This is a genomic window from Albimonas donghaensis, assembly GCF_900106695.1.
GTDB classification, from domain to species: Bacteria; Pseudomonadota; Alphaproteobacteria; order Rhodobacterales; family Rhodobacteraceae; genus Albimonas; species Albimonas donghaensis.
This window is the reverse complement of sequence record NZ_FNMZ01000001.1, coordinates 634,315-656,395: the sequence shown is the minus strand read 5'-3', so window position 1 is coordinate 656,395 and position 22,081 is coordinate 634,315. Positions and strand designations below refer to the sequence as shown.

Genomic DNA, 22,081 nt, shown 5'->3' with positions numbered 1-22,081 from the left:
GGGTCAAGACCTCCTCCTTTCCGTTGCGCCCCAGGCCCGCGGCGGAAGCGCCGGGGCGATAGGGTCCTTCAAAACGAAACGGCGCGCCGGCGGCGGGACCTGCCCGCCGCCGGCGCGCCGTTCAAGGGCGCGGCCGTCACTCGGCGGCGATGCGGTCGATCTGCTCGGTGCGCAGTCCGTGGCGGGCCATGACGTCGGCGTATTCCGGATCGCCGGCCGCCATGTGCAACTTGGCCGCCAGCATCCCGGATTTCGAGCCGCAATCGAATCTTTTTCCGGAAAACTCGAAACCGGCCAGCCCGACCCGCGCGATCCCCGCGGCGATGGCGTCGGTCAGCTGGATCTCGCCGCCCGCGCCTGGGGTCTGGGTCGCGAGATCCTCGAAGATCGAGGAATCAAGCACATAGCGCCCCACGACGGCGAGCCGCGAGGGCGCGTCCTCGGGCGCCGGCTTCTCCACCATGCCGCGGGCGCGGGTGAACTTGTCCTTGCGCTCCAGCACGTCGAGCACGCCGTAGGACTTGGTCTCCTCGGGGGCCACTTCCATGGAGGCGACCAGGTGGCCGCCGCACTGGGCGTGGGCCTCGACCATCTCCTTCAGGCAGCCGGGTTCGCCCAGGATCAGGTCATCGGGCAGGATCACCGCGAAGGCCTCCTCGCCCACATGCTCGCGCGCCATCAGCACCGCATGGCCGAGCCCGAGCGGCTGGTCCTGCATGACGAACTGGATCTCTTCGGAATGCGGGCAGGCGGCCATGCCCTGCAGCATGTCGGCGACCTCGCCCTTGCCCTTGTCGCGCAGCTGCTCGGCCAGGTCGTGATCATGGCGCACATAGCGCTCGATCGAGGCCTTGGTGGGGTGCGAGACGAAGACCATCTTCTCGATCCCCGCCGCGCGCGCCTCGTCGATGGCGAACTGGATCAGGGGGGTGTCGATGACGGGCAGCAGTTCTTTCGGCGTCGCCTTGGTCGCGGGCAGAAACCGCGTTCCGAGGCCAGCGACGGGAAATACGGCGGTCCGGATGGGCGAGGTCATGTGGTGCTCCCAATGTCATGCGCGAAGGGGTCATGCGCGAAGGGTTCGGAACCGGCGGAGCGGAGGCGGGCGGTCGGTCCCGTCCGTTCGATGGGCGCCGCGGAAACCCCAAGGGTCTCGAACTGTTTGTCGTTCGTGATCATCATCTGTCCTTAGACGATAGCGGCCCCGCTGGAATTTCAAGAGAATTTTTTGTGCAACGCAGCGCCGCAACGCCGCGCTGCGGCGAAAGCGACTGCGGACGCTGCGTCATTTCCGCCGGATTTCGGGAGGCGCGGGGGATCTTCGCGCCGGGGAACGCGGGCGGATTGGGCGGGCGCGCCGGGTTTCTCAAGTAATCCGCGGCAAAGGCTCCGCCGAATGACGCGTCGCCGCGGATCATGAAGTAAACTCTTCCAAAAAACTTGGGGCCTCATGGACGGAGCCTGCATTTGTTGCGCCTGACCCTGCGGGACTGTTCTGCAATGCGGCGCAAGCCGGCGCCGTGACCGCCGGAATTTTCAGCGCGCCCTTGTCGGGGACGTGACCCCGCGCTACCCTTTACACCACGATGCCGCAACGCCGCATGAACCCAGCTCGGATCCTTCGCCCGACCGCTCCGGCGGCCGTGATAGCGAAGGCGCTTGGGACGCGGACCGCCCCGCGAAGGCCCCATGCGCCCGCGGGCGATGCGGCGGCCCGAAGGGGCCGGGCCCCGGCGACGCCGGACGCGCCCGCTGCAGCGAGAACCGCCGCGCCCTGGATCTCCGCGCCCTGCGCCGGACCCTCCCCGCGGCGCGCGGCCCCGCCGCTCCGCCGGGCCGGCCCCGTCTTCTCCGGCGCGCGCCCTCCGCGCGCCTCGTCATCCCGCGCAGCCCCGGGCGTCCCCCACGCACGCCCCGCGCCGCGCCCGATTCAAAAGGTGATCGCATGAGCGCATTCGACCTCGGCGCCGACGACCCCGCCGCTCCGCCCCCCCCGATCCGCCGCATCGCCGTCATCGGCGCCGGCGCCTGGGGCACGGCCCTCGCCTGCGTCGCCGCCCACGCCCGGCGCGGCGTCACGCTCTGGTCCCGGCGCGAGGATCACGCCGCCGCCCTGCGCGCCGACGGCCGCAACCTGAAATACCTGCCCGACGTGCCGCTGCCGGATTCGATCCGCGTCACCTCCGACCTCGCCGCGGCGCTGGAGAACGCGGACGCCGTGCTGCTCGTCGTCCCCTCCTCCGCCATCCGCGAGACCGCCCGCGCCATGGCCGAGATCCTGCCCAGGACCACCCCCGTCATCCTCTGCGCCAAGGGGATCGAGCCGGGGTCCGGTCTGCTGATGTCCGACGTCGCCTCGGAGGAGCTGAAGGGCAACCCGATGGGCGCGCTGTCGGGCCCCAACTTCGCCGCCGAGGCCGCGCTGGGCCACCCCACCGCCTGCACGATCGCCTCCGACGACGGCGTGGACAAGTTCGAGATCGCGCCCGAACGCACCGTCGCCGCCCGGCTCGCGGTGGCCATGGGCACCGAGTCCTTCCGCCCCTACGTCTCCGACGACCTGCCGGGGGTGGAGGTCGGCGGCGCGCTCAAGAACGTCATCGCCATCGCCTGCGGCATCGCCACCGGCGCGGGCTTCGGCGCCAACACCCGCGCCGCCCTCATCACTCGCGGCCTCGACGAGATGAAGCGCCTGGCGGAGCCCTTGGGCGGCCGGCGGGAGACCGTCACCGGCCTCGCCGGCATCGGCGACCTGACGCTCACCTGCTCGTCGGAGAAGTCGCGCAACATGTCCTTCGGCCTGCAGCTCGGCGCCGGGATCGCCCGCGACAAGGTCTTCGACGGCAAGCCCGTGGTGGTGGAGGGGGAGCGCAACGCGCTGTCCGTCACCGACCTCGCCCGCAAGCATGACGTCCACCTGCCGATCTGCGAGGCCGTGCGCGGCATCCTGCATGACGGCCACGACGTCTCCGACGCCTTCGCCATGCTCTGGGGCCGCCCGCTGGAAGGCGAGCCGCGCGCCCTTGTCGAGCTGGAGCTGGGCCACCCGGCCGAGCGCCGCACCGCCTTTCATTTCAAGGAGATGCTCTCTTGACCTCGCCGATGACCGAAACCGGCAAGATCCCCGACGCCCTCGCCGAGGCCCGCCGGCACCCGCCCGCAGGCTCGCGCGCCGAGGAATATGTCGACTTCGCCTCGCGCCGCTTCGTGCTGGCCACCGATCTCGACGGGACGTTTCTCGGGGGGTCGGAGGCGGACCGGCGCAGGCTCTATGAGTGGATCGAGGCGAACCGCGGCGAGGTCGGGCTGATCTTCGTGACCGGCCGGGACCCGCAGTTCCTGGAAAAGCTCTGCGCCGAGACCTTCGTGCCCTGGCCCGAATACGTGATCGGCGACGTGGGCACGACCATCGCGCGGGTCGAGTTCGACGAAAGCGGCGCCGGCCGCGTCCGCCCCATGGGCCCGCTGGAGGACTGGATTTCCGAGGCCTGGGGCGATGCCGGGCCGAAGGTGCGCGCCGCGCTCGACGGTCATCCGGGCCTGACGCTCCAGCCCACCGCCTTCCGCCACCGGGTCAGCTACGACTACGATCCGGGGGCCTTCGACGCCTCCGCCCATGACATCGTGGCGGAGATGGGGCTCGACAGTCTCGTCTCCGATAACCGCTTTTTCGACGTGCTGCCCCGCGGCGTCTCCAAGGGCCCGTCGCTGCTGCGCCTGCTCGCCCATCTGGGCGTGCCCGAACACAAGACGCTGGCCGCGGGCGACACGCTCAACGACTTCTCCATGCTGGCGCTGGATCTGCCCGGCGTGGCGGTCGGCGGCGCCGAAAGCGGGCTGCTGGAAAAACTCGACGATCGCGCCAGTCTTCACAAGGCGCAGGCCATCGGCGCCGGCGGCATTCTCGAAGCGGTGGCGAGCCTGGGGCTGCACCCCACGCCTCCCGCGCCCGACCCGGCCGGCTGACCCGCCGCGCCCCACATCGCGGCCGCCCATCCCGGGGAACGCCCCGGCCGGCCGCTCCGCGCCGCCCCGCACAGGGGGCGGCGTCGACCGCCCAGCCCCCTGCCCCGGGCGCGGCGGCCGCGCTGAACGAAACTGCAGGGAGAGCCCCGATGTCCTCCGATCTCGTGATCGTCTACCACCGCCAGCCCTATGAGGAGGTCGAGGTCGACGGAAAGATCGAACGCCGGGAGAACAAGAGCCCCAACGGCATCGTCCCCACGCTGAAGAGCTTTTTCGGCCGCGTCGGCAAGGGCGCCTGGGTGGCCTGGAAGCTGGCCGAGGACCCCGCCGATCCGGGCTTCGAGACCATCGTCGAGATCGAGGACAGCTTCGGCAAATACACCGTGTCGCGCCTGCCGCTGACCGCCGAACAGGTGAGCTCCTTCTACCACGTCACCTCGAAGGAGGCCTTCTGGCCGATCCTGCATTCCTTCAAGGACAAGTATAATTACGACCCCGTGGACTGGCCCACCTTCCGCGAGGTGAACTGGGCCTTCGCCGAGGCCGCCGCGCAGGAGGCCGCGCCCGGCGCCGTGGTCTGGGTCCACGACTACAACCTGTGGCTGGTGCCGGCCTATCTGCGCCGCCTGCGCCCCGACGTGAAGATCGCCTTCTTCCACCACACGCCCTTCCCCTCGGCGGACATGTTCAACGTGCTGCCCTGGCGCTCGGAGATCGTGCAGTCGCTGCTCTGCGCCGACGTGGTGGGCTTCCACATCCCGCGCTACGCCGCCAATTTCGTGCATGTCGCCCGCTCGCTCTTCGACATCGACCGGGTGGAGGAGGCCAAGACCAACCCCGACTTCCTCCCCGCCGACGGCATGGCGCTGGTGGAACGCATCACCCCCCAGGCCCTGCATTTCGAGGGCCGGCGCATCGATGTCGGCACCTATCCCGTGGGCGTGGACGTGGAGTATATCCAGACCCTCGGCCGCGCCCCGGAGACCGCCGAGGCCAAGGCCCGCATCCGCGAGGAGATGGGCGACAACCAGCTCATCGTCTCGGTCAGCCGCACCGACTACACCAAGGGCAATGTCGAGCAGCTCCAGGCCTATGAGCGCCTGCTCGAACGCCGGCCCGAGCTGCATGGCAAGGTCCGCCTGATGCATGTCTCGGTCGCCGCCAACCGGGCGATGCTGGCCTACGAGACCGTGCAGAACGAGATCGAGCAGATCGTGGGCCGCATCAACGGCCGCTTCGGCTCGTTCGAATGGCAGCCGGTCAGCCTGATCGGCGTGGCGATCCCCTTCGTGGACCTGATCGCCTATTATCAGGCCGCCGACGTGGCCTGGATCACGCCGCTGGCCGACGGCCTCAACCTGGTGGCGGAGGAGTTCTGCGCCGCCCGCGTCGACGGCGACGGGGTGCTGTGCCTGTCCGAATTCGCCGGCGTGGCGGTGGAGCTTTCGGATGCGGTGATCGCCAACCCGTTCTCCAACAAGTCGATGGACGCCTCGATCGACCAGGCCCTCGACATGCCGGAGGAGGAGCGCCGCGCCCGCATGCTCCAGCTTCGCCGCAAGGTGGCCAAATACGACATCAAGGCCTGGGCGGCCGAGCAGCAGCGCCAGTTCAACGCCATCGTGCGCGAGGACGCGACCGAACCGGCGTAACCCCCGCCGCGCCGCGCTCCGTCTAGACCCGACGCCGCCCCGCCCCCGCGCGGGGCGGCGTTTTCGGTGCGCCGCCCCCCCTTGCGCCCCTCTCCCGCCTGCCCCATCGTCGCGCCCTCACCCCCGACAAGGAGATCCGGCATGGACGTGGAATGGGCGCGGCTCAAGGCGCAGGATCTCCGTCGGCTGGCCGCGCAGGACGCGATCGTCGTGCTCCCCGTCGCCTCGATCGAGCAGCACGGGCCGCATCTGCCGGTGATGACCGACACCCGCCTCGGGGCCGAGGTCGCCCATCGCGCCGCCCGCATCGTGCAGGCCGCCCGCCCCATCGTCGTGGCCCCCGTGGTCTGGGCGGGCCTGTCGGAGCATCACATGCCCTTCGGCGGCACGCTCACCGTCTCCCCCGCCACCTTCCGGGCGGTGCTGAGCGACCTCGTGACCGCCATTCTCCGCCATGGCTTCCGCAAGATCCTCATCTCCAATTCCCATGGCGGCAACATGCTGGAGATGCAGGCCGCGGTGGATGAGCTCGCCCCCCGCTTCCCCGACGCGGCCTTCGTCGCCACGACCTATCCCGCCGAGGCCGCGGCCGGGCTCGCCGCCCTGCTCGACGATCAGCCCGGCATCCAGCATGCCTGCGAGGGCGAGACCTCGATGATGATGGCGGTGGAGCCCGACCTGGTCGACGCCTCCGACCTCGCCGCGCTGGCCTCCGAGCCGGGGCCGAAATTCCTCTCGGCCGGGGCGGGCTCCTATCGCTGGCGGCCCTTCGCGCACGCCACCGCGAACGGGGTGGCCGGCAACCCGGCCCGCGCCTCCGCCGACAAGGGCCGGGCGATGCTCGACGTCGCGGCGCAGGCCATCGCCGCCCTCATCCTCGACCCCGACACCTGGGCCCCGCCCCGCGACCTTCGCGGCGAAGGCGCCGGCGGGGTCCCGTTCCGGCGCTGAGGCGCCCCCGTTCCGGCGCGCAGGCGCAAAGGAGAAACCAATGGACGACACCGCCATCGACCGCGACGCCATGGGGCGCATCGCCAGGGCGCTGACCTTCATCCTGGGGGCCGAGCACCCCACCACCAAGGCGCTGGCCGCCGCGGCGGACGGCGGCTCGGCCGCGCAGGTGAAGAAGGCGCGCGGCATGTTCCTCAAGCTCAAGCCCGGGGAACGGCAGGCCGCCATGGCCATGCTCGACGACGACTGAGCCCCGCGCGGCGGGCGGCGCGAGAGATGGCGGGGGGACGGCGGACGGGGGGGACGGCGGGTTGGCGCCCGCCCTACGGCCTGTCCGCCCCGCTCAGCCCTTGGCGCCGCGGCGGCCCTTGCCCGGCTCCGCCCCATAGGCGTGCTCGACGATATGGGCGAAGGAGCGGTAGAGCCGGTCCAGCCGCTCGAACCCGCCGCCGTCCTGGGTGATCGACCCGGCGCTGTCGGCGATCGCCACCAGCTGCAACGCGATGTCGGAGCGTGGTATGTCCGGGTCGAACTCGCCCCGCGCCACGGCCTGGTCCAGCGCGGCCATGATGAACCGCTCCAGCGTCGGGCCGAACCCGTCCAGCGCCGCCTGCGCCTCGGCCCCGATCACGTCGCGGTCGACCCGCATGCGGCCGATGAAGCTCCAGGGATGGTTGGTCGCCGGCGTGGGATTGAAGGCGAGGTAACGGCGCCGGTTCGCCTCCATCATCCCCACGATCTTGTCGACGAAGCGGGCGTCTCCGGCCCAGTTCTTCTCCCACTGCGCCAGGAGGGAGGAGATGTATTGCACCGCCACCGCATCCACCAGCGTCTGCTTGTTGCCGTAGTAATAGTGGATCGTGGCGCGCGTGATGCCCAGCCGGTCGGCGAGTTCGCGGAACCGGAAGCCCTGGGCGCCGTGGTTGACCAGCAGTTCGACCGACAGGTCCTCGATCCGCTGACGCATGAGCGCGCCGCGGTCCTCGGCCTGGGGGATGGGGGCGGACGACGTCCGCGGCGCGGCCCGGGCGCCGTGCGTCGTCTCCGTAGGGTCCGCTGACCGCTGCAAGGGCTTCCTCCCGTTCGCCGCCCGTGTTGACCCGGGTCGTGGCCGGATTGCCGTCTCGGGCGGGGCCGAGTCAAGTTTCGGCGCGCCGGGCTCAATCGTTGAACATGCCGCCGGTGATGTTGATGCACTCGCCGGTGATGTAGCCCGCCTGGTCCGAGGCGAGGAAGGCCACCGCGTTGGCGATGTCGGCGGGGTAGCCGGGGCGCCGGGCGGGGATGTCCTGCGCCCGGTCCTGGGCCGAGGGCAGGCCCTGCGCCTTGCGCAGCGCCTCGGTTTCGTCGCGCATCTTGGTGTCCACGATCAGCCCCGGCGCCACCGCGTTGACCCGCACGCCCGAGGGCGCGATCTCGTGGCTCAGCGTCTGGGTCATCGACACCACCGCGAACTTGGAGGCGCAATAGGCCCCGTAGGCGGCCACCCCCGACTTGCCCATCCAGGACGCCACGTTGACCACCGCGCCGCCGCCGCGGCCGACCATCGCCGGGACCACGGCGCGGGTGACGTGGAAGACCCCGCCGACATTGATCGCGAAGGTCCGGTCCCAGTCCTCGTCCGGGGTCTCCAGCAGGGGGCCGACCTTGCACAGGCCGGCATTGTTCACCAGCACGTCGATGGGGCCCAACGCGGCCTCCAGCTCGGCCACGCCCGCGACCACCTGCGCCTTCACCGCCACGTCGGCGGCGGCGGCGGCGGCTTTCGCCCCGGTCGCGCGGATCGCTTCGGCCGCGGCCTCCCCCGCCTTCGGGTCGAAGTCGAGGATGCCCACCGCGCAGCCCTCCTCCGCCAGCCGGAAGGCGATGGCGCGGCCGATCCCGTGGGCGGCGCCGGTCACCAGCGCGGTCTTCCCGTCGAGCTTGTACATTTTCTTGGTCTTTCCGAGCGAGAGAGCAGAGAGCGTCAGTGAATCGTCCAGCCGCCATCGGCGACGAGGGTGGAGCCGGTGCAGAACGAGGACTCGTCGCTGGCCAGGAACAGGATGCCCTTGGCCATCTCGTCCGGCCGACCCAGCCGCTTCATCACCTGCCGCTTCTCCAGCAGGTCGCGCAGCCCGGCGGCGTCGGGAGATTTCGCGAAGATCTCCTTGAAATACGGGGTCTCGATGGTGCCCGGCGCGATGCAGTTCACCCGGATGTTTGCGTCCGCGTGGTCCACCGCCATGGCGCGGGTCAGCGCCGCCACCGCGCCCTTGGAGGCGGTGTAGGCCGCGCGATCGTAGATCGCCACGATCGCCCCGCCGGACGCGGTGTTCACGATCACGCCGCCGCCCTGCTTCTCCATCACCGGGACGGCGTATTTGCAGCCCAGGAACACGCCGTCGACATTCACCGACATCAGCGCCTTCCAGTCCGCGAGGCTCGTGGTCGCCACCGTGCCCGCGATCCCGTAGCCGGCGTTGTTGACCAGCACGTCGAGCCGCCCGTATTTTTCGACCACGAAGCCGATCATCGCCTGAACCTGCGCCTCGTCGGAGACGTCGACGGTGAAGGCCGCGGCCTCCGCCCCCGCCGCGCGCAGTTCGCCCGCCACCGCCTCGGCGGCCTCGGCGTTGCGGTCGGCGACGATCACCGTCGCGCCCTCGGCGGCGAAGAGCTTCGCGGTCTCGTGCCCGATGCCCGAGCCCGATCCGGTGATGAGGGTGATCTTGCCTTGCAGTCGCATGGTCGTGTCCTTGGGTGAGGGCCGGCGTCAGGCGAGAAAGCCGCGCACGGCCGAAAGGAAATCCTCCCGGCGCGAGACCGGGTAGAAGTGGCCGCCATCGGGCAGCAGGCGCAGCGTCGCGCCGGGGGTGGCGGCGGCCAGGGCGCGTTGCAGGAAGGCGGGCACGATCATGTCGTCCTCGGCCCCCAGCAGCAGGGTCGGGATGGCGGAGAGGTCCAGCCCCTCGACCCCGTCGAAGTCCATCAGCGCGTGGATGCGGCCGCGCACCACCGCCTGCGCCTCCGGCGACCGCGGGGCCTTTGAGACGGCCGTCTCATAGGCGCTCCAGTTGGCCTCAAGCCATTCCGGCGTATAGGAAATCAGGACGGAGGAGGCCGCGTAGGCCACCGGGTCCGTCTCCAGGATCCCCAGCCGCGTGCCGAACAGCGCCTGCATGTAGCGGCTCTGCCCCCCCCAGGTCGCCGACAGGATCAGCTTTTCGATCCGCGCCGGCGCCATCCCGGCCAGCGCCTGCCCGATGCAGCCCCCGGTCGAATGCCCCAGAAAGCTGAACCGCCCGATCCCCGCCGCGTCCATCACCGTCGCCACGTCGCGGGCCAGCTGCGCGATATCCACCGCCGCCGTTCCCAGCGTGGACCCCGCGATCCCCCGCTGATCGAAGCGGATCACCTCGAACCGCTCCGCCAGCGCCGGCGCCGCCCCGTCCCAGAACCCCGCGGTCCCGCCGAGCCCCGAGACCAGCGCCAAGGCCGGCCCCGCCCCCTCGCGGCGCGCGTTCAACCGCGCGCCGTCCGGGGTCTCGACGGTGAAGGCTTCCGCGCTCATTGCAGCGGCGAGAAGTCGACGGGGGTGAGGATGCGGGTGTTCTGCCGCTCGATCAGCCCGTCGACCCGCGCGAGATAGGCCTGCCAGTCCGGATCGGCCAGCATCCGCTTGCGCCGCGCCATCCGGTCGTCCAGCCCCTCATAGCCCCACAGGGCGACGACATGGTTCAGCTCCCCCACCTCGGTGGTGAAATAGCTGATGAAGGTCCCGAGATATTTCTTCTGGATCTCCAGCCCGTGGTCCCGATAGGCGGCCACGAAGGTCGCCAGCTTGCCCGGGCGGATGTGGTAGTCGCGTTCCTCGAAGATCATCGTCCTCACTCCTTGGGGGTGAACGTGCCGTCGGCCCAGCCGAACACCGTGCGCCGCTCGATCTCCTCGACATTCGCCGGGCGCGGGAACGGCTCCGGCGCCGGCTGGCCGGGCGTGCGCTCGCGCCCGATCTCGCGGAAGAAGTCGTCCAGCCCGCCGGGCAGCAGCAGCCACACGAAGGTCATCGGCTCATCATGCGGGTTCAGGAAATGGTGCTTCTTGTTCAGCCCCACCCAGACCGTCGAGCCTTTCTCGATCACATGCTCCACGCCCTCGACCCGGGCGACGCCCCGCCCCTCGACGACGTGGATGCATTCCTCGTGGCGGTCATGGGTGTGCTCGCGGATGAAGCTCTGCGGCGCGACCGTCTGGGTGCCCAGCGCGAAGGGCGCCTCGGAATTGCACTTGGCCTGGCTCAGGATGTTGCGGATGAAGCCGTTGGCGGGCACCGGCTGCCAGTAGGATTCGGCCTCTTCGGGGCCGACCACGAAGGCGCGGGAGTCTTTGTCGGACATCTGGGGTCTCCTCGGGGTTTGTCTTGGCTCAGCCGTAGATGACCTTGGGCAGCCAGGTGGCGAGCTCGGGGAACAGGAACAGCAGCGTCAGCACCACGATCTGGCAGCAGATGAAGGGGATCACGCCCTTGTACATCTGCGCCAGCTTCATCTCCGGCGGCGCGATGGACCGCAGGTAGAAGATCGACGGCGCCATCGGCGGCGAAAGATACGACGTCTGCAACGTCACCAGGAACACCACGGAGAACCACAGCGGGTCCACCCCGTAGCTGCGCAGGATCGGGATCGAGACCGTCATCATGATCAGCACGATGGAGATCAGGTCCATCGCGAAGCCCATCACGAAGGTCACGCCCAGGATCACCGCCACCACCGACCAGCTCTCCAGCCCGAAGCCGTCGAGTATGGCCTTGGTGGCGTTCATCCCGCCCGAGGCGAAGAACACGCCCGAGAACATCGACCCCGCCAGCACGATCGCCAGGATCATCGCGGTCAGCGCCACGGTGCGCAGCGCCGCCTCGAAGATCAGCCGGGGCGAGAACTTGCCGTAGAACAGCGACAGCAGCACCACGCCCGCCGACCCGCAGGCCGCGGCCTCGGTCGGGGTCGCGAGCCCGGCGAAGAGCGTGCCCAGCACCGTGAAGATCAGGAAGGCCGGGGGCAGCAGCGCGAAGGCGGTGTAGCGCAGCTTTTCGGGAAGGCTCCGCGGATCGGGCTCCTCCTCCGCCGGCGCCAGCTTGGGGTTCAGGGTGCAGGCGATGAGGATGTAGAGGATGAACATCCCCGCCATCAGCAGTCCGGGCAGCATGATCCCCGCCAGCAGGTCGCCCACCGGCAGCATGGCGATGGGCGCCAGCACGATGACCGGGATGGAGGGCGGGATGATGGTGCCGAGGCTGCCGCCCCCGCAGATCGTCCCCGCGATCAGCGAATTGCCGTATTTCCGCTTCAGCATCCCCGGAATGGCCAGCATCCCCACCAGAGTCTCGGTGGCGCCCACGACGCCGGAGGCCGCGGCGAAGATCGTGCACATGATCAGCGCCGCCACCGCCAGCCCGCCGGGCAGCTTGCGGGTCCACATGTAGATGGCGTCGAACAGGGTCTCGGCGATCCCCGCCCGCTCCAGCACCGCGCCCATGAAGACGAACAGCGGAATGGCCCCCAGAACGTAGTTGGTGGCGATCTCGTCCACCTTCTGCGCGAATTGCAGCACCAGGATGTCGCCGAAGCGGATCAGGCCGAAGCCGAGCGCCGTCAGCATCATCGAGAACGCCACCGGGAAGCCGAGGAAGATCATCCCGATCAGCACCGGGAACATGATGAGCGCGAGGTCTCCGGTCATGCCGCGCTCTCCGGCTGATGGGGCGTCTCGGGCGCGTCATGGCCCAGCACGGTCAGGGCGCAGCCCAGGATGCGCGCGAAGCTCTGCAACGCCATCAGGCCGAAGCCCGCCACATAGACCAGCCGATAGGGCCAGACCGGCGGGTTCCAGGCGCTCAGGCCCGTGGTCTCGCCGGTCTCCATCACCTTGAGCGCGTTGTTGAACAGCGCCCAGGTCATCCACACGAACAGCCCCGTGAGGATCACGTAGCAGATCAGGTCCCAGGCCGCGGTCAGCCGCCGGGGCGCGCGCTGGTGGATGAAGTCCACCCGCACATGCGCGTCCACCGCCAGCGCGTAGGAGATGCCCAGCAGGAACACCGTGCCCATCAGCATGTAGCTGATTTCGAACGCCCATTGGGTCGGCGCGTCGAACAGGTAGCGGCTCAGCACCTCGTAGACCATGGCGATGACCAGCGGCGTCACCACCAGCGCGCCGATCCGGCCCGACCAGGTGGACAGGCGCGAGATCGCGGCGATCAGCCGTCGCGTCGCGGCGATCATGCGGGGAGCCATGCGGCGGAGGCCGCCTCGGGGCGGCGAAGGGGCGGGGTCAGGGTCAATGCATCGCTCGCGGGGTTCGGCGGCCGGGACGGCGCGGGGAGGAACGGGGGCGAAGAAGCGACCGCGCGCCCGGACCGCTCGGGTCCGGGCGCGCGGCGGCGTCGGCTCAGCGGCCGCCGGGGGCGAAGCGGAACTCGCTCAGGCCCGACAGCGAGGCGAGGAAGGCCGCCTGGTCCTCATAGACCTTCTTGAACCACTCATTGTCCGCCGACTGCTCGGCCGCCCATTCGGCCGAGGCCGTCTTGACCGCCTGCACCAGGCTGTCGTCGACGATGATCATCTCGGCCGACGAGCTCTCCTTGAGCTGGTCATAGGCCGCGAGGTCCATCTTGGCGTAGCCCAGATAGGTCTTCAGCATGGCCAGCTCGCCGGCCAGCTCCAGCAGCGCCTGGTCCTTCTCGGGGATCTTTTCCCAGACGTTCTTGTTGACGATGCAGTCATGCACGGCGGCCGGCGAATGCAGGCCCGGCATCATGATGTAGGGCGCGATCTTGTCGAAGCCGGCTTCCAGGTTGCCGCCCGGACCGCCCCATTCGATGGCGTCCACCACCTTGCGCTCCAGCGCCGAGAACACCTCCGAGCCCGGCAGCACCACGGTCGAGGCGCCCAGCTTCGGCGCGATCTCCGCCCAGGCGGAAGAGGTCCGCAGCTTCAGCCCCTGAAGGTCCTCGGGCGTCCGGACGATCTTGTGCGAATGCATGAAGATCTCGGTCTCGGTGACGCCGCAGGGGATGGCGACCACGTCGAACACGTCCTCGCGCCACTCTTTCCACAGCGTCAGACCGTCGCCGTTATAGAGCCACATCATGTATTCTTCGGGGTTCGGGCCGCCCGGCCAGCCGCCGAACAGCGCCGAGGTCCGGTCCACCGACCAGTCGTAGCCGCCCCAGGCGTGGCCCATGTCGGCGATGCCGTTCTGAACGGTCTCGGTGACCTTGAGCGCCGAGCCCAGCGAGCCCGCCGGATAGACCTCGATCTTGATGCGGCCGTCGGTGACCTGCTCGACGATCTCGGCGTAGCTGTTGGCGCCGATTTCCAGCCAATGGCCGCCGGACCACGGCGTGGCCATGCTCAGGGTGACGGAATCCTGCGCGGTCGCGGTCTGCGGCAGGGCGGCGAGGCCGAGGCCGAGGCCGAGCGCCAGCGTCAGCGCGCCGGCCGTGGTCTTGAATTCGATCATGTGCGTCCTCGTGTGTTGGACTCGTGAGTTGGGCTCGTGAGTTGGGCTCGCAGGCGGGGAGCGTGGGGGTCGTGGCTGCGATGGGATTCCGGCGCGCTTCCAGCGGTTTCTTGGAGCCACGCCGGCGGGCGGCGGAACTCGGGCGGACGAGGGCGGCGCCGCGGCAGCAGGCGCCCAGGGATCAGGCGCCGCGCCGCAGGCTGCTTACTAACATGTATGTCAGTAAGGCGGCTGCCCATTGTTCTGTCAATCGAGTTTTTGCGGCGCCACATTGCCCGGACAATCGCCGCATCCAGACCGGTTCGCGCCCCGTCGTCGCGGCGTCGGTCCACCGTGGGTCCACCGTGGGTCCACCGAGGGTCCACACCCCGGCAGGCGCTTTTTCAGTTTCCGGAAAGGAAGTTGGCGCGGTATTCCCGCAGCCCCCGCCCGCAGCCCCGGAAATAGCCCCGCGCGCCCGGGCGGCCCGGGCGGCCCTGCGCCCCCCGCACCGCTCCGCCCGACGCGAAGGTCGAGGAAACGCGCCGGGGCGCTCAACCCGCAGGCGTTCGCCTCCCGCCGCCGCCGCCCCCGCAGGTCGAAGCGCAACGGCCCGCCCGCCCGGGCGCGAGCCGATTCGCGCGGGCGCGGCGTCCCCCGGCCTCGCAGGCTTCGCCGGCCTCGCAGGCCTCAGTAGCTCACGGATTGAAAATGCCGGACCACGGCTTCCTCGACGCTCAGCGCCGCCAGCCAGGAGGTCTTGGGATTGTCGGGCAGAGGCACGTTGGAAAGCGCCACCCGGAACGTGCCGAAAGCGCCCTCGCCCTCGACTTCGTGGCGGTTGCCCGCCGCGGTCGGATCGGCGATCAGGCTGACCCGCGTCCCCGTGAAACCGATGCCCGCCAGCGCCACCGCCGCCGTGACGTTGGCGTTCTTGGGGAACCGCGCCGAGGCCTCCGCCGCGTCGCCCTCGAAGAACACCGTCGGCTCGGTCAGCGCGTCCAGATCCACCGCGTCCTCCGCCGGCGTCCCCTTCCAGGCCGCCGGCGGCTTCACCCCCCGATAGACCACCCGGCTCAGCCCCGCGCGCCCGCCCGTGCGCAGAATATCCAGCCCCCCGATGGCGCCCGAGGCCACCGTCAGCCGCCCGCCTCCGGGCCCCGCGGCCGCCGCCTCCAGCCGCCCCCGCAGGTCCGCGTCGCCCAGCGCGCCGATGGACACGACGACCACCGGAACTCCCGCCTCCAGCAGGCCGGGCGCCAGGTCGCGCACGGCGCCATGGCCCGCGCATTCCACCACCAGGTCAGGCGCCCAGGCCAGCAGGTCGGCGAGGTCGCGGAACAGCTCCAGCCCCGCCGCCGCCGCCGCGGCCTCGACCTCCGCGCCCGATCCGGGCCGGACCAGCGCCGCCCCGATCCTCAGCCCCTCCGCCCCCCTGGGCAGCGCGCGCGCGAGGCTGCGCGACATGGCCCCGAGGCCGATGACGGCGATGCGGGGGGAGGCGGCGGGGGCGGAGACGGGGTCGGTCCGGGTCATGGCGCGATCATCCTGCGGAGGGGAGGGAGGCGGCCGCAGCCAAGGCGCGCCCCGGCGCCAAGTCAAGCGCGCCCGCCGCGCCCCAGATCCCGGGTCCTTCACCTGGCACAAGTCCGGCGCACGCCCCGTGCTCGCCCCTTGCGCGCAGTTTCCGGGCCCCGAAAGGGCTATTCCGGGATGGTGACGACCTCGTAGATGGCTTCGATCTCCGGGCTGATCTGGACCTTGCCGAGCGCATCCCCGATCATGTCCCAGATCGCGCCGGAGGCGTAGATCCGGCTCAGCTCCCGGTCCACCGCCAGCCGCAACCCGGCCTCGCCCCGGCGCATGGCCAGCGCATAGGGCTCCCGCGACAGGGTCCGCCGCGCGATCACCGGCTGCACCGTCGGGCGCAGGCGCCCAAGCTGATAAAGCAGGATCGACTGATCCCCCAGATAGGCCTCGATCTCGCCCCTCTGAAGCGCCTCCAGGCCTTTGACATGGCTATCGAAAATCACCAGCTGCGCGCCCGGCGCGACCTCCGCCAGCACCTTGCGGGCCAGGGTCTCGGTGGTGGTGCCGTTGAGCACGCCCACGGGATCGTCGGTCAGGTCCGCCAGCCGCTCGGCCCCGCCCTTGCGGAACACGATGCCGGCGCCGTCGACGAAATAGGGGATCGAGAAATCCATGGTCTCGCGCCGCTGCAACGACTGGGTCGTCGGCCCGCAGAGCAGGTCGATCCGCCCCTCGGTCAGCGCCTCGAAGCGGGTGGCGGCGGTCACCGGAACCCATTCGATCGGCTGGCCCTCCGGCAGCCCCGCCGCGCGCGCGACGCCCGGCGCGGCGGCCTGGCAAAGCTCCACCGCCAGCCCGGAAGGTCGTTTGGAATCGTCGAGATAGGAGAAGGGCGGCGCGTCCTCGCGATAGCCCAGCCGCAGCATCCCGCGCGCGCCGATCTCCGTCAGCGCATCGGCCCGCGCCGCGCGCGGCCCCTCGGCCCCCGGCCCCGTCAGGGCGAAGGCCGCGGCCAGCAACCCGGCCGCCACCGCCCGCCGCAGCGGACGCCCGCGGCCCGAGCTCCGCCCCCGCGTCCCGAAACCGGGCCCGGCGAACCTCTCCGCGCAATGGGCGCGCGCGCGCGCCCCGATGCGTCCTGCACGTCCCCCTGACACGCCGCCCCCCCGGACCATCGTCATTTCGCCGTCCAGAATGGGCGTTTCGCCCCCCCGACGCAACCCGCCGACGCCCCCCGGGCCGCACGCACTGGAAATCCGCCGGCGCAGGCGCTATCCCGTGCCGCGACAGGCGCGCGCCGCCGCGCCGGGACCGCTCCCGACCCCGCCCGAAGAGGACACGATCATGGCCGAGCTCGACTACCGCGAACCCGAGGCGAAGGTGATCCACGGCGCGCTGGGCGACTGGGAGCTGGTGATCGGCATGGAGGTCCACGCCCAGGTCGCCTCCAGGTCCAAGCTGTTCTCCGGCGCCTCCACCGAGTTCGGCGCCGAGCCCAACACCAACGTCTCGCTGATCGACGCGGCCATGCCGGGAATGCTGCCCGTCATCAACGACTTCTGCGTCGAACAGGCGGTGCGCGCGGGGCTCGGCCTGAAGGCCGCGATCAACCTGCGCTCGGTGTTCGACCGCAAGAACTACTTCTACCCGGACCTGCCGCAGGGCTACCAGATCAGCCAGTTCAAGCACCCGATCGTGGGCGAGGGCGAGGTGCTGGTGGACCTGGAGCCCGGCGTGGCGCGCCGCGTGCGGATCGAGCGCATCCACCTGGAGCAGGACGCCGGCAAGTCGATCCATGACATGGACCCGTCCCTGTCCTTCGTGGACCTGAACCGCACCGGCGTCGCGCTGATGGAAATCGTGTCCCGCCCCGACATCCGCGGCCCCGAAGAGGCCGCCGAATATGTGCGGAAGCTGCGCCAGATCCTGCGCTATCTCGGGGCCTGCGACGGCAACATGCAGGAAGGCAGCCTGCGCGCCGACGTCAACGTCTCGGTCTGCAAGCCCGGCGACTATGAGCGGTTCCGGGAGAACGACGATTTCTCCATTCTCGGAACCCGCTGCGAGATCAAGAACATGAACTCCATGCGCTTCATCCAGCAGGCCATCGACTACGAGGCGCGCCGCCAGATCGCCATTCTGGAGGACGGCGGCAAGGTCGACCAGGAGACCCGCCTCTACGACCCCAACAAGGGCGAGACCCGGTCCATGCGCTCCAAGGAGGAGGCGCATGACTACCGCTATTTCCCCGACCCCGACCTGCTGCCGCTGGAGATCGACGAGGCCTATGTGGCCCGCGTCCGCGACAGCCTGCCCGAATTGCCGGACGCCAAGAAGGCCCGCTTCGTGCTGGATTACGGCATGACCGAATACGACGCCGGCGTGCTGACCGCGGAGGTCGAGAACGCGGGCTATTTCGAAAAGGTCGCCACGGGCCGCGACGGCAAGCAGGCCGCGAACTGGGTGATCAACGAGCTGTTCGGCCGGCTCAACAAGCAGGGCCTGACGGTGACGGAATCGCCCGTGACCCCTGAGCAGGTCGGCGGCGTCATCGACCTGATCGGCAAGGGCGACATCTCCGGCAAGATCGGCAAGGACCTGTTCGAGATCCTGTGGACCGAAGGCGGCGACCCGGCCGAGATCGTCGAGACCCGCGGCATGAAGCAGGTCACCGACACCGGCGCCATCGAAAAGGCGGTCGAGGACGTGATCGCCGCCAACCCCGAGAAGGCGCGGCAGGCGGTCGAAAAGCCCTCCATGGCGGGCTGGTTCGTGGGCCAGGTGATGAAGGCCACCGGCGGCAAGGCCAACCCCAAGGCGGTGAACGAGATCGTGCGCGCCAAGCTGGGCATCTGACGACGCGGCGCGGCCGCGGCGGCCTTGCGCCCGTCGCGGCCGGATTGGAATCGGCCGTCGGCCGGGCTAGGTTGCGCTCCGGCCCGTCTTGGGCCGCAGAACGGGAACCGGGATGATCCTCTACGACTACAAGACCGTGGCCGCGCCCCGTCGCGCCGGCAAGTTCAAGGGCGTCCCCAAGGGCCCCGACGCCTTCGCCCGCACGCTGGAGGAGGCGATCTCCGCCGAGGCCGCGTCGGGCTGGGAGTATCTGCGGGCGGAAAACCTGCCCTGCGAGGAGCGTCCGGGCTTCCTGGCCCGCCGCTCCACCGTGTTCCACTCGGTGCTGATCTTCCGTCGCCCGAAGCCGGGCCAGGACGCGCCGACCCATGTGGGCGGCGGGTTCGCGGAGGATGAGCCGCCGGCCTTCCGCCGGGCCCCCGCGCCGGCGGCCGCGCCCGCCTCGCCCGACGCGGCGCTGATGCGGCTCGACCCCGCGATGCGCCAGCCCGACGACGGCGCCCCGCAGGCGGACGCGCCCGGCGCGCGTCTCGGCCCGGCGGAGCGTTGATCGCGCAGCGTCTGAGAAAAGCCCCGCAAGGCTTTTTCGCGAAACGAAAAACGGCGCGCCCCCGGCGCGCCGTCTTGCGTTCGGCCCCCAACCGCGAGCCATCCCGGAGCCAATGCGCCGGCCATCGGTCCCGGCCGGGCCGGCGCTGCGAAACCTCGCGTCGCCGCGGCCAGCGGCGCCCTCGCACGATCCTCGCCGCGGCCTGCGGCGCCGTCGCTCAATCCTCGTCGTCGTCGTCGCCGCCCGAAACCGCGTCAATCCCCGCGCCGACCACCGAGCCCGTCGCCGAGGCCACGCCGCCCACCACCGAGCCCGCCGCGCTGATCGTGCCCCCGATCACCGAACCGGTGGCCGAGACCACGCCGCAGCCCGTCAGCGGCGCGCCCGCCAGCAGGGCCAGCAGGGCGGTCAGCGCCAGCGGCCTCCCCGCCCTGTTCCCACCCGTTCCGTTGACACCCGGCCCGCTCATGCCTCGTCCCCGGCCTGGAGGCTAAGGGACAGCGCATGGACCCGCGCCTCCAGCTCGTCCTTGAGCACCCGCATCACCATGCGCTGACGCGCCACGCGGGTCTTGCCGTCGAAGGAAGCGGACCTCATCTGGACGTGAAAATGAGTCTCGCCCCCTTCCCGGTAGCCGCCATGTCCGCGATGGCTCTCGGACTGGTCCTCGATCTCCAGCGCGCTGGGGGCGAATTCCGCCACCAGCTTGGCGCGCATCGCCGCGGCCCAGGGGCCGTCGCCCGCCACCACCGCCGGCGCCGCGCCGGCCGTCGCCGTTTCCGTCGGGTTCGCTCGCATCGCGTCGATCCTCCGTCTTTTCCTTCGCGCCGCTCGGGCTAGACTGTCCCGTCCGAGTCGCCGGTCCCCGTAACATGCCGTCGGGGTCCGCGCATCAGGTCGTCACGCGCGACCGAAGCCGCAATAGCCGGGAGAGGCAAGCTTGTCGCGCCGCTCGTTTTTCGACTACGACGTCTCCGTTGCCGCCGACAAGCGGCGGCGCCAGCGCGCGCGCGGCCAGACCGGCGCCTTCGCCAGTTCCGCCCGCGTCTGCGAATGCGAGGGTTGCGAGGAGGCCGGCGCCTACCGCGCCCCGGTCTCGCCCGAGCGGCTGGACGAATTCCACTGGTTCTGTCTGGAGCATGTGCGCGAATACAACCGCGCCTGGAACTTCTTCGAGGGCCAGTCGGAGACCGAGCTCGAGGAATCCCTGCGCAACGCCAACACCTGGGAACGTCCGACCTGGAAGCTGGGCAAGGGCGGCAAGCCGCAGGTCTCGGCCAATGGTCACGCGGAGGGGCGGGCCTGGGCCCGGTTCGGCTATCGCGATCCGTTCGAGGTGCTGGGCGAGAACGCCACCATCAATCCCGGCGACGCCCCGCCCGAGGGCAAGCGCCCCGAGCCGCGCCGCCGCCTGCTGCCGGCGACCGAGCGGCGGGCGCTGGACATTCTGGGGATGCCCGACGCCAGCCAGCGGCGGGAGATCCGGACCCGCTACAAGGCGCTGGTCAAGGATCTGCACCCGGACCTCAACGGCGGGCGGCGCGACGACGAGGCCCGGCTGACCCAGGTGCTCTGGGCTTGGGACCAGATCAAGACCAGCCGCAATTTCCCGGACTGACCGGGACCGCGCCCGGCCGGCGCCCGGCGGCGGGCCAGGACGGGCGGCGGGCCAGGACGGGCGGGGGGCGAGACGGGCGCTCGCCCCCCGCCCCCTGCCCGGCTCAGACCTTCGCGGCGGCGGCCACGGCCTCCGAGAACTCGGCCTTCAGCGTCTCGATCTCCTCGACCCCGACCGACACCCGGATGAACCCCTCGGTGATGCCGAGCGCCGCCCGCCCCTCCGGCGTCAGCGCCCGGTGGGAGGAGCTGGGCGGGTGGCTCAGCAGCGTCTGCACGTCGCCCAGCGAGGGCGCGAAGGGCAGGTCTGCGGCGGCGCGGATGAAGGCGTTGGCCTGCGCCCGCCCGCCCTTCAGGCGGAACGCCACCATGGTCCCGTTGCGCCCCTGCAGCAGGTCGCCGGCGCGGTTGTGATCGGGATGGTCGGCGCGGCCGGGATAGATCGCCGCCTCCACCCCCGGCAGCGTCGCCAGGTGGTCGGCCAGCGCGGCGGCGTTGGCCTCGGCCCGGTCGTAGCGCAGGGCGAAGGTGGCGAGCCCGCGCTCGGCCAGCCAGCAGTCGAAGGGGCTGGCGGTGGCCCCGATCGAGCCCTGGGCGGCGGCGAGCGCCGCGCGGATCTCCGGCGTCCGGGCCGCGGCCCAGCCCAGCGTCGCGTCGGAATGCCCGGCCAGCATCTTGGTGACCGAGTGGATCACGATGTCCGCGCCATGGTCGAAGGGCCGCCAGCCGCGGGGCGTGGTGAAGGTGTTGTCCACCACCAGCAGCCCGCCGCAGGCCGTCGCGGCGTCGCGCGCGGCGTCCATGTCGGCGACCCGCAGCGTGGGGTTGGAGACGACTTCGGCGAAGACCATGGCGGCCGGGGTCTCGGCGGCCTTGCGCCAGGCGGCGCCGTCGGTGGGGTCGACGAAGGCGATCTCGATCCCGAAGCGCGGCAGGTCCTGGGTCATCAGCCGCAGGCTGCGCCCGTAGAGCTGCGAGGACGCGATCACCCGGTCCCCCGACTTCAGCAGCCCCAGCAGCACCGCCGAGACCGCGCCCATCCCCGAGCCGAAGCAGAGCCCGCCGCCCGAGCCCTCCGGCGTGCCCTCCAGCGCGTCGATCTGGCGGGCGAGGGCGACGGCGTTGGGATGGCTTTCGCGGGCATAGGCGAAGCCCTCGGTGCGGCCCTCGTACTGGGCGTCGAGCGCGTCGGCGTCCTCGGCCCGCCAGACCACGGAGGGCTGGATCGGGCTCGCCACGGGCCGGGTGACGGTGGACGGGGCGGCGGGGCGGCGGGCGAGGGAGCGGGGGGGAAGGGCGTCGGTCATCGGAGGCTCCGCGGCTGGTGGGACGAGGGGCCCGGTCTATCGCGGCGGGCGGGGCGCGGGAAGGGCGCGGGCGCGAGGCGGAGACGGCGACGAAAACGGCGGCCAAGACGCGGGCCGCGCGACCGCCCGGGCGCTAGCGTCGCGGTTCCGCCCGCGCGGCGGGTCGGCCG

Annotated in this window: 24 protein-coding genes; 8 read left to right on the top strand and 16 right to left on the bottom strand. The window is 71.0% G+C overall.

Annotated features, from left to right (window positions below; genetic code table 11):
* Positions 1-136 precede the first annotated feature (136 nt).
* Positions 137-1,036: a UTP--glucose-1-phosphate uridylyltransferase gene (locus BLV24_RS02740; RefSeq protein ID WP_092679592.1), complete on the bottom strand. Its 900-nt coding sequence runs from the start codon at positions 1,034-1,036 to the stop codon at positions 137-139.
* 142 nt (positions 1,037-1,178) lie between these two features.
* Positions 1,179-1,418, bottom strand: a complete 240-nt coding sequence (locus tag BLV24_RS21410) for a hypothetical protein (protein WP_143040194.1) — start codon at positions 1,416-1,418, stop codon at positions 1,179-1,181.
* 527 nt (positions 1,419-1,945) lie between these two features.
* On the opposite strand from BLV24_RS21410, the gene BLV24_RS02730 reads away from it, so the two are divergent.
* From BLV24_RS02730 to BLV24_RS02710, 5 genes are all read left to right on the top strand, one after another.
* A complete protein-coding gene (locus BLV24_RS02730; protein ID WP_092679590.1) occupies positions 1,946-3,094 on the top strand; it encodes an NAD(P)H-dependent glycerol-3-phosphate dehydrogenase in 1,149 nt (382 codons plus the stop codon).
* Positions 3,091-3,966: an HAD family hydrolase gene (locus BLV24_RS02725; RefSeq protein ID WP_245710342.1), complete on the top strand. Its 876-nt coding sequence runs from the start codon at positions 3,091-3,093 to the stop codon at positions 3,964-3,966. Before BLV24_RS02730 ends, BLV24_RS02725 begins: the two co-directional genes overlap by 4 nt.
* Before the next feature lie 149 nt (positions 3,967-4,115).
* On the top strand, positions 4,116-5,618 hold the full coding sequence (ggpS, locus tag BLV24_RS02720; RefSeq protein WP_092679589.1) for a glucosylglycerol-phosphate synthase: 1,503 nt from the start codon (positions 4,116-4,118) through the stop codon (positions 5,616-5,618).
* 141 nt (positions 5,619-5,759) lie between these two features.
* Positions 5,760-6,569, top strand: a complete 810-nt coding sequence (locus BLV24_RS02715) for a creatininase family protein (protein WP_092679588.1) — start codon at positions 5,760-5,762, stop codon at positions 6,567-6,569.
* A 40-nt stretch (positions 6,570-6,609) separates the two neighbouring features.
* Complete coding sequence (locus BLV24_RS02710) at positions 6,610-6,819, top strand: hypothetical protein (protein WP_092679587.1); 210 nt, start codon at positions 6,610-6,612, stop codon at positions 6,817-6,819.
* A 93-nt stretch (positions 6,820-6,912) separates the two neighbouring features.
* Here BLV24_RS02710 and BLV24_RS02705 read toward each other — a convergent pair whose 3' ends face one another.
* The 11 genes from BLV24_RS02705 to BLV24_RS02655 all read right to left on the bottom strand — a co-directional run bounded on the left by BLV24_RS02705 (position 6,913) and on the right by BLV24_RS02655 (position 16,600).
* Positions 6,913-7,536 carry a TetR/AcrR family transcriptional regulator gene (locus BLV24_RS02705; protein WP_092679586.1) on the bottom strand — a complete coding sequence of 208 codons (624 nt, stop codon included), beginning with the start codon at positions 7,534-7,536 and terminating at the stop codon, positions 6,913-6,915.
* Positions 7,537-7,729: 193 nt separating this feature from the next.
* Positions 7,730-8,500, bottom strand: coding sequence for an SDR family NAD(P)-dependent oxidoreductase (locus tag BLV24_RS02700; RefSeq protein ID WP_092679585.1), 771 nt, complete (start codon positions 8,498-8,500; stop codon positions 7,730-7,732).
* Between the two features lie 35 nt (positions 8,501-8,535).
* Entirely contained in the window at positions 8,536-9,297 is a 762-nt protein-coding gene (locus tag BLV24_RS02695; RefSeq protein ID WP_092679584.1) for an SDR family oxidoreductase, read from the bottom strand.
* A 27-nt stretch (positions 9,298-9,324) separates the two neighbouring features.
* Positions 9,325-10,122 (bottom strand): alpha/beta fold hydrolase, encoded by a 798-nt coding sequence (locus BLV24_RS02690; protein ID WP_092679583.1) that lies wholly within the window; start codon positions 10,120-10,122, stop codon positions 9,325-9,327.
* Complete coding sequence (locus tag BLV24_RS02685) at positions 10,119-10,433, bottom strand: NIPSNAP family protein (protein ID WP_092679582.1); 315 nt, start codon at positions 10,431-10,433, stop codon at positions 10,119-10,121. Before BLV24_RS02685 ends, BLV24_RS02690 begins: the two co-directional genes overlap by 4 nt.
* Before the next feature lie 5 nt (positions 10,434-10,438).
* Positions 10,439-10,948, bottom strand: a complete 510-nt coding sequence (locus tag BLV24_RS02680) for a cupin domain-containing protein (RefSeq protein ID WP_092679581.1) — start codon at positions 10,946-10,948, stop codon at positions 10,439-10,441.
* Between the two features lie 28 nt (positions 10,949-10,976).
* Entirely contained in the window at positions 10,977-12,290 is a 1,314-nt protein-coding gene (locus tag BLV24_RS02675) for a TRAP transporter large permease (RefSeq protein ID WP_092679580.1), read from the bottom strand.
* The gene (locus BLV24_RS02670; protein WP_143040193.1) at positions 12,287-12,844 is read right to left on the bottom strand and encodes a TRAP transporter small permease subunit; all 558 of its coding nucleotides are present in this window, start codon (positions 12,842-12,844) and stop codon (positions 12,287-12,289) included. Before BLV24_RS02670 ends, BLV24_RS02675 begins: the two co-directional genes overlap by 4 nt.
* Positions 12,845-12,998: 154 nt before the next feature.
* Positions 12,999-14,072 carry a TRAP transporter substrate-binding protein DctP gene (gene dctP, locus BLV24_RS02665; RefSeq protein WP_092679578.1) on the bottom strand — a complete coding sequence of 358 codons (1,074 nt, stop codon included), beginning with the start codon at positions 14,070-14,072 and terminating at the stop codon, positions 12,999-13,001.
* 669 nt (positions 14,073-14,741) lie between these two features.
* Positions 14,742-15,587, bottom strand: coding sequence for an aspartate dehydrogenase (locus tag BLV24_RS02660; protein WP_092679577.1), 846 nt, complete (start codon positions 15,585-15,587; stop codon positions 14,742-14,744).
* A 167-nt stretch (positions 15,588-15,754) separates the two neighbouring features.
* Entirely contained in the window at positions 15,755-16,600 is an 846-nt protein-coding gene (locus BLV24_RS02655; RefSeq protein WP_143040192.1) for an amino acid ABC transporter substrate-binding protein, read from the bottom strand.
* A gap of 325 nt (positions 16,601-16,925) precedes the next feature.
* Here BLV24_RS02655 and gatB point away from each other — a divergent pair, with 325 nt between their 5' ends.
* The gene (gatB, locus tag BLV24_RS02650; protein WP_092679575.1) at positions 16,926-18,437 is read left to right on the top strand and encodes an Asp-tRNA(Asn)/Glu-tRNA(Gln) amidotransferase subunit GatB; all 1,512 of its coding nucleotides are present in this window, start codon (positions 16,926-16,928) and stop codon (positions 18,435-18,437) included.
* 112 nt (positions 18,438-18,549) lie between these two features.
* Positions 18,550-18,987, top strand: coding sequence for a hypothetical protein (locus BLV24_RS02645; RefSeq protein WP_092679574.1), 438 nt, complete (start codon positions 18,550-18,552; stop codon positions 18,985-18,987).
* A gap of 217 nt (positions 18,988-19,204) precedes the next feature.
* Here the strand turns inward: BLV24_RS02645 and BLV24_RS02640 are convergent, their stop codons facing one another.
* Entirely contained in the window at positions 19,205-19,456 is a 252-nt protein-coding gene (locus tag BLV24_RS02640; RefSeq protein ID WP_092679573.1) for a hypothetical protein, read from the bottom strand.
* Entirely contained in the window at positions 19,453-19,785 is a 333-nt protein-coding gene (locus BLV24_RS02635; protein ID WP_425426067.1) for a BolA family protein, read from the bottom strand. The genes BLV24_RS02640 and BLV24_RS02635 overlap by 4 nt, the downstream gene beginning before the upstream one ends.
* A gap of 142 nt (positions 19,786-19,927) precedes the next feature.
* Between BLV24_RS02635 and BLV24_RS02630 the strand changes: the two genes are divergently transcribed.
* Positions 19,928-20,605 carry a J domain-containing protein gene (locus BLV24_RS02630; RefSeq protein ID WP_092679572.1) on the top strand — a complete coding sequence of 226 codons (678 nt, stop codon included), beginning with the start codon at positions 19,928-19,930 and terminating at the stop codon, positions 20,603-20,605.
* Positions 20,606-20,708: 103 nt separating this feature from the next.
* On the opposite strand, the gene BLV24_RS02625 is transcribed toward BLV24_RS02630, so the two are convergent.
* On the bottom strand, positions 20,709-21,911 hold the full coding sequence (locus tag BLV24_RS02625) for a trans-sulfuration enzyme family protein (protein ID WP_092679571.1): 1,203 nt from the start codon (positions 21,909-21,911) through the stop codon (positions 20,709-20,711).
* Positions 21,912-22,081 lie beyond the last annotated feature (170 nt).

Excerpts from the sequence above, each read along its gene's own strand:
- BLV24_RS02740 (WP_092679592.1), bottom strand. The coding sequence starts at position 1,036 with ATGACCTCGCCCATCCGGACCGCCGTATTTCCCGTCGCTGGCCTCGGA.
- BLV24_RS21410 (WP_143040194.1), bottom strand. The coding sequence starts at position 1,418 with ATGATCCGCGGCGACGCGTCATTCGGCGGAGCCTTTGCCGCGGATTAC.
- BLV24_RS02730 (WP_092679590.1), top strand. The coding sequence starts at position 1,946 with ATGAGCGCATTCGACCTCGGCGCCGACGACCCCGCCGCTCCGCCCCCC.
- ggpS (WP_092679589.1), top strand. The coding sequence starts at position 4,116 with ATGTCCTCCGATCTCGTGATCGTCTACCACCGCCAGCCCTATGAGGAG.
- BLV24_RS02715 (WP_092679588.1), top strand. The coding sequence starts at position 5,760 with ATGGACGTGGAATGGGCGCGGCTCAAGGCGCAGGATCTCCGTCGGCTG.
- BLV24_RS02710 (WP_092679587.1), top strand. The coding sequence starts at position 6,610 with ATGGACGACACCGCCATCGACCGCGACGCCATGGGGCGCATCGCCAGG.
- BLV24_RS02705 (WP_092679586.1), bottom strand. The coding sequence starts at position 7,536 with ATGCGTCAGCGGATCGAGGACCTGTCGGTCGAACTGCTGGTCAACCAC.
- BLV24_RS02700 (WP_092679585.1), bottom strand. The coding sequence starts at position 8,500 with ATGTACAAGCTCGACGGGAAGACCGCGCTGGTGACCGGCGCCGCCCAC.
- BLV24_RS02695 (WP_092679584.1), bottom strand. The coding sequence starts at position 9,297 with ATGCGACTGCAAGGCAAGATCACCCTCATCACCGGATCGGGCTCGGGC.
- BLV24_RS02690 (WP_092679583.1), bottom strand. The coding sequence starts at position 10,122 with ATGAGCGCGGAAGCCTTCACCGTCGAGACCCCGGACGGCGCGCGGTTG.
- BLV24_RS02685 (WP_092679582.1), bottom strand. The coding sequence starts at position 10,433 with ATGATCTTCGAGGAACGCGACTACCACATCCGCCCGGGCAAGCTGGCG.
- BLV24_RS02680 (WP_092679581.1), bottom strand. The coding sequence starts at position 10,948 with ATGTCCGACAAAGACTCCCGCGCCTTCGTGGTCGGCCCCGAAGAGGCC.
- BLV24_RS02675 (WP_092679580.1), bottom strand. The coding sequence starts at position 12,290 with ATGACCGGAGACCTCGCGCTCATCATGTTCCCGGTGCTGATCGGGATG.
- BLV24_RS02670 (WP_143040193.1), bottom strand. The coding sequence starts at position 12,844 with ATGGCTCCCCGCATGATCGCCGCGACGCGACGGCTGATCGCCGCGATC.
- dctP (WP_092679578.1), bottom strand. The coding sequence starts at position 14,072 with ATGATCGAATTCAAGACCACGGCCGGCGCGCTGACGCTGGCGCTCGGC.
- BLV24_RS02660 (WP_092679577.1), bottom strand. The coding sequence starts at position 15,587 with ATGACCCGGACCGACCCCGTCTCCGCCCCCGCCGCCTCCCCCCGCATC.
- gatB (WP_092679575.1), top strand. The coding sequence starts at position 16,926 with ATGGCCGAGCTCGACTACCGCGAACCCGAGGCGAAGGTGATCCACGGC.
- BLV24_RS02645 (WP_092679574.1), top strand. The coding sequence starts at position 18,550 with ATGATCCTCTACGACTACAAGACCGTGGCCGCGCCCCGTCGCGCCGGC.
- BLV24_RS02640 (WP_092679573.1), bottom strand. The coding sequence starts at position 19,456 with ATGAGCGGGCCGGGTGTCAACGGAACGGGTGGGAACAGGGCGGGGAGG.
- BLV24_RS02635 (WP_425426067.1), bottom strand. The coding sequence starts at position 19,785 with ATGCGAGCGAACCCGACGGAAACGGCGACGGCCGGCGCGGCGCCGGCG.
- BLV24_RS02625 (WP_092679571.1), bottom strand. The coding sequence starts at position 21,911 with ATGACCGACGCCCTTCCCCCCCGCTCCCTCGCCCGCCGCCCCGCCGCC.